Annotated in this window: 17 protein-coding genes and 1 pseudogene; 11 read left to right on the top strand and 7 right to left on the bottom strand. The window is 54.6% G+C overall.

The features are described 5' to 3' along the window. Positions 1-74: 74 nt before the first annotated feature. On the top strand, positions 75-2,291 hold the full coding sequence (locus P8S53_RS08905) for a P-loop NTPase fold protein (protein ID WP_277803612.1): 2,217 nt from the start codon (positions 75-77) through the stop codon (positions 2,289-2,291). Positions 2,292-2,402: 111 nt separating this feature from the next. Here the strand turns inward: P8S53_RS08905 and P8S53_RS08900 are convergent, their stop codons facing one another. Both P8S53_RS08900 and P8S53_RS08895 read right to left on the bottom strand, forming a co-directional pair. Further along, complete coding sequence (locus P8S53_RS08900; RefSeq protein WP_277803611.1) at positions 2,403-3,728, bottom strand: type II toxin-antitoxin system HipA family toxin; 1,326 nt, start codon at positions 3,726-3,728, stop codon at positions 2,403-2,405. Between the two features lies 1 nt (position 3,729). After that, complete coding sequence (locus tag P8S53_RS08895; protein WP_277803610.1) at positions 3,730-3,975, bottom strand: helix-turn-helix domain-containing protein; 246 nt, start codon at positions 3,973-3,975, stop codon at positions 3,730-3,732. Between the two features lie 1,282 nt (positions 3,976-5,257). Between P8S53_RS08895 and P8S53_RS08890 the strand changes: the two genes are divergently transcribed. The 4 genes from P8S53_RS08890 (at position 5,258) to P8S53_RS08875 (ending at position 8,461) form a co-directional block, all read left to right on the top strand. Next, entirely contained in the window at positions 5,258-5,968 is a 711-nt protein-coding gene (locus tag P8S53_RS08890) for a pentapeptide repeat-containing protein (protein WP_277803609.1), read from the top strand. Positions 5,969-6,173: 205 nt separating this feature from the next. Continuing rightward, positions 6,174-7,238: a hypothetical protein gene (locus P8S53_RS08885; RefSeq protein ID WP_277803608.1), complete on the top strand. Its 1,065-nt coding sequence runs from the start codon at positions 6,174-6,176 to the stop codon at positions 7,236-7,238. 1 nt (position 7,239) lies between these two features. Continuing rightward, positions 7,240-7,665 (top strand): type II toxin-antitoxin system VapC family toxin, encoded by a 426-nt coding sequence (locus P8S53_RS08880; RefSeq protein WP_277803607.1) that lies wholly within the window; start codon positions 7,240-7,242, stop codon positions 7,663-7,665. Positions 7,666-7,753: 88 nt separating this feature from the next. Next, positions 7,754-8,461 (top strand): BglII/BstYI family type II restriction endonuclease, encoded by a 708-nt coding sequence (locus tag P8S53_RS08875; RefSeq protein ID WP_277803606.1) that lies wholly within the window; start codon positions 7,754-7,756, stop codon positions 8,459-8,461. Between the two features lie 4 nt (positions 8,462-8,465). On the opposite strand, the gene P8S53_RS21425 is transcribed toward P8S53_RS08875, so the two are convergent. The 4 genes and pseudogenes from P8S53_RS21425 to P8S53_RS08860 all read right to left on the bottom strand — a co-directional run bounded on the left by P8S53_RS21425 (position 8,466) and on the right by P8S53_RS08860 (position 10,627). Further along, positions 8,466-8,639 carry a helix-turn-helix domain-containing protein gene (locus P8S53_RS21425; RefSeq protein WP_373418521.1) on the bottom strand — a complete coding sequence of 58 codons (174 nt, stop codon included), beginning with the start codon at positions 8,637-8,639 and terminating at the stop codon, positions 8,466-8,468. A 51-nt stretch (positions 8,640-8,690) separates the two neighbouring features. Next, positions 8,691-9,311: pseudogene (locus P8S53_RS08870) on the bottom strand (MT-A70 family methyltransferase); the annotation flags it as partial. A gap of 242 nt (positions 9,312-9,553) precedes the next feature. Beyond that, positions 9,554-9,853 carry a HigA family addiction module antitoxin gene (locus P8S53_RS08865; protein ID WP_277803604.1) on the bottom strand — a complete coding sequence of 100 codons (300 nt, stop codon included), beginning with the start codon at positions 9,851-9,853 and terminating at the stop codon, positions 9,554-9,556. 351 nt (positions 9,854-10,204) lie between these two features. Continuing rightward, entirely contained in the window at positions 10,205-10,627 is a 423-nt protein-coding gene (locus P8S53_RS08860; RefSeq protein ID WP_277803603.1) for a helix-turn-helix domain-containing protein, read from the bottom strand. A 155-nt stretch (positions 10,628-10,782) separates the two neighbouring features. On the opposite strand from P8S53_RS08860, the gene P8S53_RS21315 reads away from it, so the two are divergent. Together P8S53_RS21315 and P8S53_RS08855 are read left to right on the top strand one after the other, a co-directional pair. After that, the gene (locus P8S53_RS21315; RefSeq protein ID WP_306417790.1) at positions 10,783-11,130 is read left to right on the top strand and encodes a hypothetical protein; all 348 of its coding nucleotides are present in this window, start codon (positions 10,783-10,785) and stop codon (positions 11,128-11,130) included. Positions 11,131-11,243: 113 nt separating this feature from the next. Further along, positions 11,244-12,089 (top strand): tyrosine-type recombinase/integrase, encoded by an 846-nt coding sequence (locus tag P8S53_RS08855; protein ID WP_306417902.1) that lies wholly within the window; start codon positions 11,244-11,246, stop codon positions 12,087-12,089. Between the two features lie 216 nt (positions 12,090-12,305). Here the strand turns inward: P8S53_RS08855 and P8S53_RS08850 are convergent, their stop codons facing one another. Beyond that, entirely contained in the window at positions 12,306-13,085 is a 780-nt protein-coding gene (locus P8S53_RS08850; protein ID WP_277803601.1) for an SDR family oxidoreductase, read from the bottom strand. Positions 13,086-13,277: 192 nt separating this feature from the next. Here P8S53_RS08850 and P8S53_RS08845 point away from each other — a divergent pair, with 192 nt between their 5' ends. The 4 genes from P8S53_RS08845 to P8S53_RS08830 all read left to right on the top strand — a co-directional run bounded on the left by P8S53_RS08845 (position 13,278) and on the right by P8S53_RS08830 (position 17,257). Next, the gene (locus tag P8S53_RS08845) at positions 13,278-13,691 is read left to right on the top strand and encodes a universal stress protein (RefSeq protein ID WP_277803600.1); all 414 of its coding nucleotides are present in this window, start codon (positions 13,278-13,280) and stop codon (positions 13,689-13,691) included. Positions 13,692-13,780: 89 nt separating this feature from the next. Further along, on the top strand, positions 13,781-15,463 hold the full coding sequence (locus P8S53_RS08840) for a BCCT family transporter (protein ID WP_277803599.1): 1,683 nt from the start codon (positions 13,781-13,783) through the stop codon (positions 15,461-15,463). Positions 15,464-15,604: 141 nt separating this feature from the next. Continuing rightward, entirely contained in the window at positions 15,605-15,997 is a 393-nt protein-coding gene (locus tag P8S53_RS08835; protein WP_277803598.1) for a DUF2147 domain-containing protein, read from the top strand. A 288-nt stretch (positions 15,998-16,285) separates the two neighbouring features. Then, complete coding sequence (locus P8S53_RS08830; RefSeq protein WP_277803597.1) at positions 16,286-17,257, top strand: Hint domain-containing protein; 972 nt, start codon at positions 16,286-16,288, stop codon at positions 17,255-17,257. Positions 17,258-17,286 lie beyond the last annotated feature (29 nt).

Genomic DNA, 17,286 nt, shown 5'->3' with positions numbered 1-17,286 from the left:
TTCGTTGGCTTGATCGATGAGAATGGTCTGGTCGTTTGGCGATTCACATATATGGCTTAGAGGGCCGCACGAAATTGAAATCTCCTGTTCAACCAGATTCTGATCGCCCATTAGAGACTGAGAATGAAGACCAATTCGGATTTTTCGGTATCGCAAAACGGCTTGCACCCGTCCTACTAAAGGCGCTTGATGGGGGCGGTATGGTAGTTGGGCTTGAAGGTCCGTGGGGTTCAGGCAAGACGACGCTGCTGAACTACCTTCGAATCGAGTTGAACAAGACCAAAGCCGAAGATGTCTATGTGATCAGCTTGGCTCCGTGGCTCAGTGGTGACACTTCGAACTTAGTTGCATCACTGATCGAACCGATTGCGGATATCGTGGAGGCGGCGGAAAAAGCAAAACTCCCCCCCCCAAAAAAAGGAATTTGGGGAAGGGCAATAAAGTCGCGATCTAATCTGGGCAGTGTCCTGCGCTCATACGCCACAAAAACTGGTCGCACTCTCGCCCCTGCTGCTCGTTTTGCTGAATACTTCGTTCCAGGGGCCAAAATCGCGGGCGACGCCTTAGAACTTGGTTCGGACTACCTTGATCAATCCTTGCGACAGCCCACCACTGCGGAAACAAAAGCCGAAATTTCGCGCAAGATAACAGAGCTTGGAATCTCGTTTATCGTCATTTTGGATGATCTCGATAGGTTGGAGCCAGCACAGGCCGTGGAAGTCGTGCGACTTGTCCGGTCAGTAGCGGATTTTCCAAAGATCACATATTTGATGTGCTACGACCGCGAAATACTTTCCCATGCTTTGAGCAACGGACTCAACCTGAAAGATGGTGATCTATTTCTGCAAAAGATTGTACAACTGACTTTCGCGATTCCGTTACCTGAGCCGTTCGATCTACGGAAAAAATTCCTTGATGACGCCCTCAACATTTTTTCGGGCATCACGGGAAAAGTCGCCGAAGGCGGCATTCTTGAAGATTTAAAGAGCGCGGTTGATCGTGAGGGAGCAGGGCTCCGAACTCCCAGAGAAGTGAAGCTGGCGCTGAACGGAATACGGTTCATCTACCCGGCAGTTTTTGAGGATGTCTACTTCCCCGACATTTGTCGTCTTCACCTTATAAAGACCGGAAACCCTCGGCTCTACAGGTGGTTGGAGGAGTATCTTTCGGTCCGCTCTGTATTGGTGACCGGCGATGCATCGCTTGGAGACGATGAAAAGAATCGACTGGGTGAACAACTATTGGACATCTTGCCTTCCGACGTAACTGGCTCGACACGTTCGATCTGGGGCTTGAGGCGCTTCATACCAGGAGTAATCAAGAGCGACGTTGCGAAGGAAAGAGTTTTTTCCAGTTCCAGCATGTCGGAGGTCCGCGACATGGTTGGGCTGCGAAGGCTAGGCAGCCCAATTCACTACCGATACTACTTCGCTCTCACCCCGCCCAAGACCGTTATGTCAGATAAAGATTTTTCGGCTCTCCTGAGCCTAGCGAAGGAAGACCCCAACAAGCTAACACAAGAGTTGGTACGGTTGGCAAGCGAACGCAGAACTTCTAGTAAGTCATGGTTCGAACATGTTCTAGTTCGGCTGGACGATGCGCAAATTGAATCCCTTGACGGACCAACCGCACATGGAGTGAGCGTGGCCATCTCAGATGCCATGGACACCGTTTTAGAAACAGATAACCAACCACGACCGTTTTCAGTTTCCGTCGACAGTATTGCACGTCGAGTCGTAGAGGAGTGCTTGAAAAAACTGAAAGCAATTGATGTCAGGATATTCAAATTGACAGCCGAACACTTGGCTGTTCGATGTCCTTCGCTAAACTGGATTGTTGGGACATTTTTTCGTGCTCAAATCTGGAGCCACGGACTAGTCGGTGACCGCGCGGACCCTCCCGAATCTTGGGTCTTTTCTCAAGAAGAATTAGATGCACTGTTGGGGAAATTGCGGGAGCGCCTCGCGAAAGAGGAAACAAAAAGCAAAATCGCCCATTTGCCAGACGTTGCTAGTTATCTATTCGGCTGGAGGGACCTGGCTGGCGCCGAAGTTGCCAAGGCTTGGGTTAAAGAGTTTTCAACTAGTGACGACGGTTTTCTTAAGCTGTTGGAACACTTGCGGAGCTGGGCAATGAGCGACAGAGTCTACTACCCCCTTCAAAAGTCTTCAGTAAGCGCATTATTAGGCTGGGAAGAAACTGTTGAGCGGCTAGATGCGTTAGTCGGTTCAGAATACTCAGACACGGTTTCTGAGCTGAAAGCCGCCATCGAACAAGGTAGAGATCAGTGAGCGCCATTAGTTTACTGATAATTCCAGATGCGAGCCGACAAAAAGCTGCGATAAACCAAGAATAAAACCGAGACAAAACGTGAGCGAGAGCCATTTGTCAGATGGCGAACGCTAGATCAACGCTCTCACCTGTACCGCCCGCTGCATCGCATCAGTTGCTATCGGATCTCTGACCGCATGCGGCACCTGAGCTCTGATCGCCACAATTGTCCGCTCCAGAGCGGGACCAAGCCGATCCGACATGTCCTGCAACAATTCCAACGCGCGGCCCTTGGGCAGGCCCGCCGCACGGCCCTCCGCCTCGAAATGTCGAGGCACGATCTCGTCGACACCATAATGGCCATCGACCGACATGGCGAGCCGGTAGCGCTTTCGTTGGAGGCGTCCGGCGCGCACGATTGGTGCGACACTCAGGATGTCATAGAGGGGCGCGAGGCTGAAGCGGCCCTGACGTCCCAGACGCAGGCTGAAGTTCTTCGCATGCCCGTCCGAGGCACCAATTAGGTAGAAGAAAATCTGCGCCCGAAAGAAGGTCTCCCGGTCTGGGATCGGCGTGTCGGATTCCCGCAAAAGCTCCATGATCTGCGCGATGCTGGGGCCACCTAGGCTCTGGTATTTCATCGCGGAGGGGTAGCCCAGCGACTGGCAGGTATCCTCCTGCGGCAGGCGCTTCAGGGTGTCGCCCTGCCAAATCCGGTCAAAGCGCTCGACCGATAGAACCACCTGCCCCGGTAGGGTGATCTTCTCAACATGCGCGGCGGGCAACCCGATTTCGCGCGCAAGCGTCATGCAGAATAATTCGTTCTCGACACTGTCGCTCAGATCGATCTGAGCGGGGCCAGGCAGGATGACCATGGGAGTCTTGAAGATATGGCTGGTTGGTGTGATGCCACGCGGCTTGGCCCACTGGCCATCCACATGCAGGTACGCAGTCTTCTCCTGCGCCCCAGCGATGGAAATCCGGAAATCCTCATCCTCGCCTTGGGCGAGCGGGGCGGCGGTGAGGTTCTTCAGATCGGCGACCATCTCCTCTTCTGAGATGACGCGATACTGCATGTCCTGTTCTGCCGGGGCCTCATCCACCGGCAGAAACTGCAACGCGCCGACACAGTCGCGCCCCAGCACTGACAGCAGCGAGAACACATCCTTGCCCGGCGCCCCCACCCGCGCGGCGATCTTTTCGCGTAACTCCCCCTCCGCATCGGGGAGCAGGTTGTCGAACGCCGCGACAACGGGCTCGCCTTGCCATTTTGCCTTGGACAGCGGCAGGGCGCTAGCCGCCGGAAAGGCGGTGTCGGACGCTAGCCAGGTGGGGTCATAGGTGAAACCGATGGCGCCATCGGTCGCCCGCGTCAGGGTGCCAACCCTCGACCTCTCGTACCACACGGTGGTCTTGTTCTGGCGTGTGCCGCGACCAGCACGGGCGAGGCGGGCCATCTCAGATCATTTCCCTGTCCAGACGGTCTGTCGCAGACAGCTCTGCTTCAAGGGCTTCGAGGAGGCGCAGATAGACATCTAGGCTGACCGACACGACGCCGTTCTCGATGTCCGAAATGGTGGATTGTGCGGTGCCCGTCATCTCGCCCAGCTGCTTCTGGCTAATCTTGCACGCAGCCCTCCGGGCGCGCAGGACGGCCCCGGCTTGTCGCAGGCTGCGAATGGGATAGGTAGGGGTGCTCTTCATGGTGCATTGATAGCTTAAGAGCGATATTTTGGCAATATCGCCCTGAGGCTATAATTCACTGTGATAGTCCCAGAGCTATTGATAGCGCTTCGCAAGAACAAATCTCTACATGCCTGTGGCTACACCGGAGGCCTCATTCTCGTCCCAGCATCCCGCTCGGTGGGGCATCCTGCGCATCGTTGGCGGACAGTAGGCCTGAGCTAAGAGATAAGAGATCAGCAGTGTCTACCCATCCACCATCTAAGACCCCCAGATGCTGAGACATTGAAGTCATAAAGGTCGGAAACCGGTATTTCGCTGCAAGTAGTGAACCAAAGGGGTAGATCAGAACTGCGGACATTGTCTCCCGGATGAAGGAAGAGGCGGCAAGGCGGATGCCTTGGCAAACACTCGTTGCCTTCCTTCTGCTTTCGAGTGATACTTCCGGTCAGCGCGTGACCTTTTGTGTGAAGATTTTTTGCCAGAGGTTTTCAATGGCGGGGCTTCTGGGTGCCTGAACTGAATACTATAGTCGAGAATTCGGCCAGCTCACAGACGCTCTGCGGGCTCGAACTGTGGAGGCCGCTGCAAGGCGCAATTGCCGAGGCGATTCCCTTGTCTATTGATTTAGATTTCGACACTGAGATAGTTCAGCTCCCAGCGTTTTCTTTTAGGGTACGAGCAAGAAGAGCTACCATCCACCTGCGAATGACAAATGCAGATTTGATTCGTGGATCGCGGCTGGGAGAATATGTCCTTGACCCCCAAATGATAGCTGACGTTACCCAAAGCGTGAGGCACGCGATAGAAACTGAAGCTGGAGCTCAAGGACATATAGAAGTTGAAGTAAAACCCAATATTTTTGCGCGATTAACAGCTTCAGTTTTCTGGAGGAGGCGCCGGTCAAAAAAATCTGAACATGACCACATTGTTAAGTCGTCAATGCGGGTATCGCGAGTCATTCCACGAACAAACGGAAAATGGTCGATAGTTGAGCCTGTGGAACCTCACATTTTGAATGGGAGGTATATTGGAAGTGACGGGGAGAAGGAAGTTGGCCCGCTTTGCCTACTTACAATGCGTGGCTCAAGCTGTTTGGTCCAAGTAGTTGTTACCGTGAACCGACAAGACTTAGACATTTTGCAAAACAATACCGGAGCGCAGCACTCTCGGAACAAAGTGGCAGTTATAAATACGATGGTTAGACGAACGGTCGCCTCCAATCAGGTCACGAACTTCGCATTGCCCCCCAATATTGGTCACGAAGATATCGTTCTTGCGAGATCCGCTATGGAGGTTTCAGTTGAAGACGAATGACCCCCAACACGCAGCCTTTTCGGCTGTCTCAAAATCTGTAAGCGATGTGTTCTCTGATTTAGTTCAACTGTCCGGTCTGCGCCCCCAATTTGATTTCCAACATGCAAGGCTTGCAGGAGTTGATTTCGCGGGGTCAAACCTTTCTGAATTCAACTTTGATTACGCTGATCTGCGCGGAGCGAAATGGGCAAATCGATTGTCAGACCCTAGCACCTTGCAATACTCCCTGCGAGGTAATGGAACGAACGAAGTTCGTGGCACTGATTTCAAGGATTTTTCCGCCAAGGTCCTGTCAAAAGCACTGTGGGCAGAACGTTTTTTTGCGTTTCAAGTGCTAGTCGACAATTGGGGAGAGAACCCTGATACGGTCGAAGTTCTGTTGAAGCTATTGCCCACCAAAAGCGGAACCTACCTTCCACTTTGCTCGTTCGTCTACTTTTCCGCTTCATATTTGAACGACAACGAAGCCAAAACGCGCTGCATCAGCATGGCGAATGCTGGAGGATCTCAAGTAAACATTTATCGACTGAGAAAGCTGCGACTGTCTGCAAGCCAGAACGCAAAGTACTTTAAAACCGTTGATATGAAGCCGAGGTATCCGGCTGGTCTAACGGCAAAGGAACTAAAACCACTTCTGCGAGGACTGTCGGATATGATAGATTCCACAGTTCGTACGGAAAACAACAGTGCTCTGTGAATTTGAAATACAACGCTGCGGCATCAAGCTGAGAAAAGGGAATCAATCGAGGGCTAGGTTTAACCGACTCGGGAGTCACCGTCTGACCTAGATAAGGGCATATGGTTATTCCGGTAGACCAAACGCTCATAATGCACTAACATTGAAGTACGGTCACTTTATGAGTGCTAATGCAGTCCTTCACTAGCTAGGAACGGGGAGCTTCATGCCGGACTATTCAGAAGACTGGCACCCTGGCAGCTTCACAAAGAATTTTGGCTGGGGGCGAGATGGTCGTGGATTGGCTGAGCTGCACAGAGCCATCAGAGTTGGCTTCGGTGGGGAACGCATAGACATCAGCCGGGCACGTTTCCGTGAGCGACTGGAAGCGGAGAAGATGAATTTCTTCATCCCGGCGAATTTTTTCCTGTTCAATTATTCGGACGAAACCGGGGACTGGATCGCCTTCGATGAGTTGGTATTTCAGGCTACATCTTTTGATCATTCGGTTCACTTCGACAGACTTGCGCTCTTCGTTTTCAACATTTCGTTGGTAGGAAATTGGCAGGGCGCACGACAATATCAACGACGACCTGCTCTATGGTCAAACCGATACATCGTTGAAAGGTTGGCTAATACACACGAATGGGACGCAACCAAAGTGAATGCCGATGACATCCAGGCTTTTTTAGAGGATGATGAAAGATACAAGGCAAGGACGTCCCGGAAACTCAGCACGAATTTGAGTTTTCTATATCAGATAGGCGGTCTTGGCTCTATGGTTGCGGATACCATTGAAAGGTGGTGGATGAACGCTTCGTTCTTGGCGGCAGATCGGCTGTGCCTTCTTCGATATGCTCGCCGACTTACCAAATCTTCTATCGGAGAAGCACTTGATGAGTTCGATTTCATCCTACTCTCGGGTGGAAGAAACGTCGAGAAATCCTACGCGCTTGGCCGTCTACTTGATATGTATGTATCAGTCGGGGGGCCTGACAGGTTCCAACGCTCGGTTGAGGCCGTCAACTCAGGCAAGACAAACGATCCTCGTCCGTATGGCTTGGTAGACAAAAAGCTTCCCAGAGCGCCGAAGTCTCTTCCAGCAGGAGTCGTGAATGCGATGGATTGGTTGGATGCCTCATATGAGCTTCTCGATCATGATGAACTGGAGGCTTTTAATGTCGATATGTTTGTAAGAGAGGCGTCGATACGCGCCCTGTCGAATATTCGCGAGCGTGGCATCAAGCCTACAATGAGTTCGTCTGACCTTATGACACTGATGAGAGACTGACTTGCAACCTACATCAGCATGTTTAGACACGTCTGCTCTGATTGCGCTTCTCAATGACGACGAACAGGCGCACGCTGCGGTATTGCGTGAATTCCAAAAATACAAGTCAAGCGGAATGGTGTTCATCACCGAGGTTGTTTTTGCCGAGGCTTCCGCAGGCATGAATTCCGCAGAAGAACTCCGGCTGGCGCTAGACGAACTTGGCATCTCTGATCTCCGTGCAAATGATATAGGCCTTTTTTCAGCGGGCCAAGTCTATATGGAGTACAAACGTAGCAAAGGTACGGGCAAGAAGGACGGCGTTCTGCCTGACTTCATGATCGGTGCCGTTGCTAATGCCAATGGTGTCGCGCTGATCACGTTGAACGATCGAGATTTCGTCAGTAAATTTAATAATTTGGCTGTCGTTAACCCAATCAAGGCATGACATTCTATGAAAATTCGGGGGGAATCCGTGTTTCTAGCCAGTTTGCGTTTTCAAGTTTGGTATTTCTTGGCGTCGTTGGAATCTTCGAATGTTTGAGACCAGTACCTACAATGATCCTAGTGTAATGCCGATCAAGGCACGAGATCACTGGTCCTTCATGGAAACGAACTCTGCATCTGCTGTCATGAAGGCGGTATGCCCGGATGAGTGGGGCGACATTGTAGGTGTTCTGTCTTCGTACCGGTTGGAGCCTCGGTATTGGTTGCGGGCCGGTGGCAACAGGGGCGATATTGCCGAACAGATTGACAACGCATTTCATGAACGAGGCTGGCAAGAGACTCGACTAGACTTGTCGACCAAGGGGATTCTGTTTTCAAAGGACTCAGAAAAGATTGGAGAGCTACCCGAAGTATACCAAGAGGGATACCTAGTCGATAATTTCAAGAACAGAGTAGTTCTCGATGTCGAGTGGAACGCCAAAGACGGAAATCTGGACCGTGATCTAGCAGCATATCGCTCGTGGTACGAAGCAGGGGTGATATCGGCCGGCGTGATAATTACAAAAGACCGCCTGCCATTACTGAAATTGGCTCGTCATCTATGGGCTGATTACCAAGAAATGTTGCCTGTAGAGCAACGCACAAATAAGCTTCCGATAGACCTTACAACCTCGACAGTTACCGCATTTGACAAAGCCCAGATGAGAGTTCGTCGCGGTGTAATGGGTTCTTGCCCTGTACTGATTGTGGCTGCGAACGAAAAAACGTGGGATGGAACACCTTATCCTGCCGATTAACATGTTATTCTGCTGCAGGCCGCCCACGTTTCCTCAACTGTGTTTCAGCCAACTCCAAAAAAGACCTGACCCTTTGAATTGGGTAACCAGTCTCGACTGCTAGTTCCCTAATGCTTGCGCCAGCCTCATATCGAGTGCCTATCTCACGCCCGATTTCAATCGCTACCGTCTCTGGCAACTTCTCATTTGTTTGCAACGGGGGGAATATTTCACCTCCAGCGTACCCTTTATGTGCCCTACCACGAGGTTCTAAGTCCTCCGCTGCTTCGTCTCCCCAAAGCGTCCACCCTTTTTGCGGATGCCGGGCAAACATCTCGAGGTACGGGCCAGGTGAACATGATGTTATCAAGTCATACTGTTCATCTGGTTTACGTGAGTGCTCTCGCTTGCGTGTTTCAATTATGTTTACCTGCGACCTTGCTGGAGTGAGGGTTCGCATAGAACCCTTGACCCCGAACAGGAGTATCTCTGTCACGTTCCGGAAGTAGAATCCTACTCCACGTCCATCTGGGCCACCGTCTTTGCGGCGCTTGGCCCAAATGATGTTTGACACATAGCGAAACCCCCATGCTTCCAGTACCGCGAGACCATCTGGCAGAAGCGCATTCGGCACCCACAGATATAGGTGTGCGTTCTTGGCACAGACTTCGGAGACCGGGAGGGCTTTGATCGCATCAAGCTCCATGGTTGAGTAGCGGTCGAGACGGCGATGTTCCGGAGCTACCTTGCCTGTACGGTTGCTGAAACGCCAAGGCGGGTCAGCCAGCACGGTTGAGAAACCACCAACTACTTTGGGCAGAGCCGGAGGTTTTGCCTCAGGACGCAAAGGTACTACATTTTTTTTAGCCATTCACTGCTCCCGGATCTTTTGTTAGATCTTTATAGTGTGATCCTCAGAATAGCCAGCCCAAAAATCAAGTTTGGCGATCAAAGGACACTGCAGGTTTGGCTGACTTTGTGTCTCTTAACCTACACGCAGTCGTGCAGTTGCAGGCGAGCGTCTGCGATGATGATCCTTGCTGCAGCATTCAGAGGAAGGTTTGAACCGGGCAAGTCGAATGTGAAACTACGAATCTCAGTGCCCTAATCCAGTTATTCCGCCACAATCAGCGTCGGCACCCCCGAAACATCCACGTTCCGGCACGCATGCCAGGCGTCATAGGCACCTTGCATCCTGATCCAGAACAGCGGTTCATTCCCGAAAAGCTTGGCAAGGCGCACGGCGACCTGTGGGCTGACCGGTTTACGTTCGGCCAAAAGGTCATGTAGGTGCTGGCGCGATATGCCCAGCATCCGAGCGATCTCTGCCTTGGACTTTCCAGTCGCGTGGATCACGTCCTCGCGGAGCAGTTCGCCCGGGTGCGTGGGGCAGACGTTGCGGTTGCGGTGCATCTACGCCTCCTGCAGCTTCGCGATTGGTAGTCCAAGTTTTCTGTGGCTGCTCAGTCAGATACGAGCTGTTGTAGTTTTCGTTTGGCGAAGTGCAGCGTCAAAACTGAGCCAGTGAGGAAGGGCACAAGCGCCCCTGCAATTGCAACAATCACGATCTGGACCGCAGTAATCACAGTGAATTCGACTGTACTACCGAAGAACTGAAAGCGCAGGAATCCAGCCAAATAACAGGCGCATACAACAGCGTAGACGGGATACAAAGGTGCGAGTGGTTCTATCGCTGTGCTGTGGGCCCGTTCCAGTACCGCCCGACGCACACCCTGCCACTTTTTGCTCGGTCTTTCCAACAGTCTATTCCCTTACCAGTTCGATCCATGTGTGCACGTCGTCGGTGGCGACCTGGCGGCCCTCGACATGCGATTGATACCAGCGGGCGACGATTGCCCCCCGCTTTTCGCTTTTGATCCTGATGTTTTGCTCGGTCAGGTATCGGTCCAGCGAAGACTCGAAATCCTTGAGCGCCTCGATGTCGTGCGCCACCCGTACAGACTTTGTACCGAGCAACAGCCATGCGACATCAATTTCGAAGTTGTCGTTCATCGTGACCAGCGCTTCTACCGGAATGCCCCGTTTTCCCTTTTCATAACTGTGGTAGGCGCGGTGCGACACGCCAATCGCCTCGGCCATCGCTGCTTGCGACAGGCCGATCTCGTTCCGGGTGATCGCAAGACGCGCCCCCATAGCCACGAAAATGTCCGATGTCTCTCGCGTCATGCGCGTTTTCCGGTTGACCACAGCGCCATCCTGAGCAACTATCGCACAAAATGACGCATATTTACGTTTGATCCCATCTTAACACGTCAGATGGTGCTTAACAAGTGATTCCATGCGCAACCGCAGTCGTAACAAGAGCGAAAAGGATAACCAGCGTGACGGAGACAGAAAAAGCTGAAAGCTCGCAAATCCTGACCATCGGCAAGACCCCTGCCCAGTGGGTCGAGATCATGGCCACTCACGGGATCGAGATCTCCGAGCGGACGCTGCGCGAAAAGGCCAACGACACCGGCGCGTTCTTCCGGCTGGGGCGCACGATGCTGATCACGCCCGCGCAAATTGACACCATCTTCGAGGAAGGACAGGCATGCCGCTCGAAATCTACAAGCGTGGCTCCGTCTTCTGGGTCAAGGGCTGGGTTGAATACAATGGCCGACCGATCGCCGGTCCATACCGCCAAAGCACGCGAGCGACTACTGAAGCTGGCGCGCGGGACTGGATAAACGACGAAACGCAGCTTCAGGTCCGCAAGTACCTGATCGGGGAAGAGCACAGTCTGCGCTTTGCCGATGCGGTCGATTTCTACCACCCGTCTGCCAAGACTGCAAAACAGCTTTTGCCGATCCTCGATGAGATCGGGGATATGCCGCTGGGTTCGATCACGGGCGCTCTGCTGAAAAGCCTTGGCCGCAAGCTTAAGCCGAATGCCTGCACCGATACTTGGTGGCGTGAGATCGTGACGCCAGCACGGGCGGTGATCAACAACGCGCATGAGCACAAGGGCACCCCGCTTTTGCGCGTGAAGCGTTACGACAAGTTCGAGCGGATCGCGCAGGATCAGCGGCGGCGCAAGCCTAGCCGGATCGAGCGCATCCCCGCGACACGCGATTGGATCGAGGCATTCTGTGCCGCAGGCGATCCTTACAACGCGGCCTTGGTGCGGTTCATGTTCGAAACCGCAGCGCGGATTGATCAGGCAGTGTCCATAGAACCGGATGATCTGCGACCGGCCACCTGCGAAGTGCGGGTGAAGGCACAGAAGGGACACCCAGAAGGCTGGATCACCGTCTCGCCGCAGATGATGGGCGAACTGGTGGCACTGAAGCCCAAGCGACCCAAGAATCTCAAGACCGGGGCGCTCCTGTCGCCCCGCGTCTTCGGCTATGGCAGCCCGACCGGCTACAACAACCGCTGGAAGACGATCTGCAAGCGCGCGGGCATCCCTTACCTGTCGGCGCACCCCGCAGGGCGGCACGGGTTCTTCACCGAGCTTGTGGTCCGGCAAGGCGTTGATCCGGTCACGGCGTCCAAGGCCGGGCGCTGGTCAGACCCCAATTTGCCCATGCGCATTTACGCCCATGCTGAGACCGATGAGGCCGATGTTAGAGCGCGGTTTCGTACAAACTATGTACAGCCGACCCCTGACGAAAAGCCCAAGCACACGAAAACAAAGAAAGATTAGGAAAATGAATGAATCCCTCCTAAGGGGCAGGTTACAGGTTCGAATCCTGTCGGGGTCACCAATCGGTGCCACCTTGGACATTCAGCAAACGAATTGGCGCACGGGTGTAAACGTGGGGAATGGACGATGCCCGAAAGGCGGGTGTTCGCACACCCGCTGCCTTTCGTAGCGCGGTGCCCGTCGACACATGCCGACGGAACCACGCGCCGCCTAGTGCTACAAGGTTGCGTTCACCGCGCCACCGTCCAGCAACAGGTTCTGCCCCACGATGAAACCTGCATGCTGCGAGCACAGGAACGCGCAGGCCGCGCCGAATTCCTGTGCGGTGCCATAGCGGCCGGCTGGGATTGTGGCCTGTCGTTTGGTGCGCGCCGCATCCATGCTGATACCTTCGGCCTTGGCCACGCCCCCATCCAGCGATGTGGCGCGATCGGTGTCATGGATGCCCGGCAGCAGGTTGTTGATGACCACCCCCTTGCCCGCAACCTGACGCGATGTGCCTGCGACATAGCCTGTCAGGCCCGCGCGGGCGGAATTTGACAGCCCCAGAACGGGTATCGGCGATTTCACGGATTGAGAGGTGATGTTCACCACCCTGCCCCAGCCCCGTTCCATCATGCCCGGCACCAATGCCTTGATCAGCGCAATCGGGGTCAGCATGTTGGCATCCAGTGCTGCAATGAAATCGTCGCGGTTCCAGTCGGTCCACATGCCCGGTGGTGGCCCACCGGCGTTATTGACCAGAATATCCACATCGCCCGAAGCGGCCAGAACCTTCGCGCGCCCGTCTTCGGTGGTGATGTCTGCGGCCACCGTCACCACCTCGACGCCGTGCGCCGCACGAATGTCGGCGGCGGCCTTTTCCAACGCGTCGGACCCGCGCGCGTTCATCACCAGATGCACGCCTTCTGCGGCCAGTGCCTCGGCGCAGCCGCGCCCCAAGCCTTTGGAACTGGCACAAACCAGCGCGCGTTTTCCTGAAATTCCAAGATCCATAATGATGCCTCCCGTTATGGTATGCGCCAGATCTAGCACCGGAACGGACAATGTGAAAGCGGATGCGCCGTGCCTTATTATGTCGGAATTGCACATTTTTTCGCCGCAGGGGTTGCAAAGCCCCTTCACACCCATGTTACCATTAACCACCCAATCATCATAACCTGTCCCCTAATGACAGCAGGAGGGACCATGTATCGGAAAGTGATATTTCCGGTCGACCTGACGCATGTCGACCATTTGTCCAAGGCGCTACAGACCGCGATTGATCTGGCAAATCACTACAAAGCTGAAATCTGCTTTGTCGGCGTAACCGGCACAACGCCCAGTGCGTTGGCCCATAACCCCAAAGAATATGAAGCCAAACTACGGGCCTTTGCGGACGAGCAAGGCACGGCACATGGGCTGAAAAGCAGTGCATCTGCCCGTATCAGCCCCGACCCGACCATAGATACGGACAAAACGCTGCTTGCTGCCATTGACGATCTTGGTGGCGATCTTGTGGTGATGCAGACCCATGCCCCCACAGCACTGGATTATGTGTGGGCCGGGCATGGCGACACGATTGCCGCACGCGCCAACGTATCGGTCTTTCTGGTGCGCTAGGCCAACGGGCCGCTGACGCATCATCATCGCGAAAGCGCGGGTACAGGACGGCATTCCCCCCGCGCCCGTCACAGAAACCGGAGAAAAAAATGTCAGAACATGACGATGAAAATCAACAGACGGAACCATCTGACGCATTGCCGGAACCTGAAGGGGCGTCCGACATCATCGACACCGATTATGAAGTCGGTCAGGACAACATAACCCCGAGAATCGGCGCCTTCGGGCTGGACATCCACAATCCTGTCTTCGTGGTTTCGGGGCTGGTTGTGGCGGCGTTCGTGATTATCACACTGGCCTTTCAGAACCAGATTGGCCCCCTGTTCACCGATTTGCGCGGGTTCCTGACATCCAGTTTTGACTGGTTCTTCCTGATGGCAGGCAACCTGTTCGTACTGGTCTGTCTGGGCATTCTGGTGTCGCCCTTGGGCAAGGTGCGGCTGGGCGGTGTCGATGCGACGCCTGATTACAGCTATGCAGGGTGGTTCGCGATGCTGTTTGCCGCCGGCATGGGCATTGGCTTGATGTTCTTTGGGGTGCTCGAACCTGTCTATTACTTCGGCACGCCATGGGGCGATCAACCGCTGATGCGCGACATTGGCATTGTGGACGGCGTCCTGGCCGACCCGGCCGCGGTCGAGGCTGCACGCCTGACGGCGATGGCCGCGACTATCTATCACTGGGGTCTGCACCCTTGGGCCATCTATGCGGTTGTTGCGCTGTCGCTGGCGCTGTTTGCCTATAACAAGGGGCTGCCGCTGACCGTTCGGTCTATCTTCTACCCTATTTTCGGCGAACGCATCTGGGGCTGGCCGGGCCATATCATTGATATTCTGGCCGTGTTTGCAACGCTGTTCGGGCTGGCCACATCATTGGGCCTGGGCGCGCAGCAGGCATCTGCGGGTATAGGATTTGTGTTCGGGATAGAAGGCATCAATGATACGGTCACGGCATCGGTTATCCTGATTGCGGTGATCACCGGCATGGCGCTGATTTCCGTGTTGCGCGGGCTTGATGGCGGTGTGAAAGTGCTGTCGGAAATCAACATGGGCCTTGCTATCTTGCTGATGGCTTTCGTGTTGCTGGTCGGGCCGACGCTGACGCTGGTGACCCAGTTCTTCGGCAATCTGGGCGCGTATTTCAGCGAAATCGGTGCATTGTCCAACCCGGTCGGGCGTGAAGATGACGGCTACCGCCAAGGCTGGACCGCATTCTACTGGGCGTGGTGGATCAGCTGGTCGCCTTTCGTGGGTATGTTTATTGCCCGTGTCAGCCGTGGTCGCACAGTGCGTGAATTCATCACTTGCGTGTTGCTGATACCAACAATTGTTTCCGCCATCTGGATGACGATATTTGGCGGCACAGCGATCGACCAGTTGATCAACACTGTGTCCGAAAGCGCGGTGTATGGCTATGTCATCGACGCCTATGTGCCGGAACTGTCGCTGTTCGGGATGTTGTCTGAACTGCCGCTGGCAGCGATCACGTCAACGATTGCGATCATTCTGGTGATTGTGTTTTTCGTGACATCGTCGGATTCAGGGTCGCTGGTGATCGATACCATCACTGCGGGCGGCAAGATCAATGCACCCGTCAGCCAGCGCGTATTCTGGGTGATCTTTGAAGGGCTGGTTGCAGCGGCCTTGCTGATCGGCGGCGGGTTGGCCGCGCTTCAGGCTGCATCTGTATCAACGGGTCTGCCCTTCGCGGTTGTGCTGATTTTGGCGTGCTATGCCTTGATCAAGGGGCTGCTAAGCGAACCCCGCGGCTAGACGGGCATCACTGCAAACCGACGAAAAGGCGCCTTCGCGGGCGCCTTTTTGCTGCGGCACTTGCTGCATACCTGACGCGAGGTCGTGCTTGCCACAGAAACGCAATAGGACAAAACTTGTCCCACTCAGGGAGGAGTAAACATGCACAAGACAGCACTCGCGGCGGCCCTGCTGGCCATTCTTGCAGCACCTGCGCTGGCAGATCCGGCACACGGGCTTTGGAAAACAGCCCCCGATGACAACGGGAATTTCGGCCATGTCCAGATACAGACCTGTTCCAACGGAAAAATCTGTGGCGGGCTGGTCGCGGCCTTTGATGGCAACGCGCAGCAGATCGACTCGCCCAATATCGGGCGCGCCATTGTCTGGGATATGGAACCGCAAGGGGATGGCCAGTACCGCAATGGCCGCGTCTACGCGCCCGATCGCGACCGCACCTATAATTCCAGAATGGAGTTGCGCCCAAATCAACTTGGGGTTTCAGGGTGTGTGATTGGTATATGCCGCGAGCAGCTTTGGACCCGCGTGAACTAGGCCCAGACTGCAATCAGCCCATATCCCAGCCCCGCGCATTGGCGTCGGTGATGTCCGACGCCAATGATAATTCTTTCCTGACATGCTTGCTATTGCATTATTCATATCTATGCTGTCGCCCATGCCGCGCACGGGATAAGTCCCAGTTTTGCCGATCAGCGGAACATCCTTTGCGCAGGTTATTCGAGCGGGCAAGACATTAATCCCAATTTGATCAATCGTCGAAACTTTCGGATGTTGCACGCGTTTCGCATCTGAAGAGAGGAAGATTTGGGACAAAGGTACGGCATGTCAGGGACGAAATACGAATGCGAAGTGTTTTCCGCGAATGACTTTGTGGTCAGTTGGGGCATAAACGAGGGTGACGCCCTTGGCCCGCCGGAAACATGCGCGCTTGGGGACATATACTACCTGAAGCCCAACAGAACTTTTCACCCGCTGACCCTACATCTTGGCACCACAATCACAGTGGTGGAAGACCATGCGCATATATTGCCCGGCAACACGACAGTCAGCCCCCTGTGCCAGTTGCGGTTCATGGCGCAGGATGGCGATATTCTTGATGTGATCTTGCTTGCAATAGACGGGCGGCGATTTGGCTTGCCGCTTAGCCCCATACGCGCAGGCACCAGCTATTCCCTGATAGACATCGACACCACGGACACCGCACTGCGCTTGTCCGAAATCGTCCATGGATGCTTCGGGGCGGGAACACGGGTGACCATGGCCGATGGCAGCCTTGTCCCCATCGAGCAGCTGGATCAAGGCGACATGGTGCTGACGCGTGATCATGGCGCGCAACCGGTGCGTTGGCTGGGCAAGGTCACCTTGCGCGGCTATGGGGCGTTTGCCCCGGTTGTCATTCCCGAAGGCGGGATGGGCAATCTGCGCAGTCTGAAACTTGCCCCCCGCCAACGTATTTTCGTCTATCAGCGGGGGGACAAACGGCTGGGCCACCGCGCCGAAGTGCTGCTACAGGCGCATCACCTTGTCGGGTCAGCGGGGATCACCCAGAATGAGGGCGGGTTTGTGGATTATTACAGTCTGGCATTTGACGCGCATCAGATCATCTATGCAGAAGGCGTGCCAATGGAAAGCATGCTGGTGTCGCGCGCCGCCGTGACCCGGTTGCCTGCTGCGCTGAAATCCGATCTGGAAGCACGCTATCCGAATTTGAACCACAAACCCCATTTTGCGCAGGAAATGTCGTCAGATATGCTGTCCGGGCCAATGCGCGACATGATTTTCACACGTTCCTGACCGAAGGCCACGAAAGCAAAGTGACGGCT

The sequence above is a fragment of the Roseinatronobacter sp. S2 genome (assembly GCF_029581395.1).
Taxonomy (GTDB): Bacteria; Pseudomonadota; Alphaproteobacteria; order Rhodobacterales; family Rhodobacteraceae; genus Roseinatronobacter.
The sequence above is the reverse complement of the archived record's forward strand: the minus strand, read 5'-3'. Positions and strand labels throughout refer to the sequence as shown.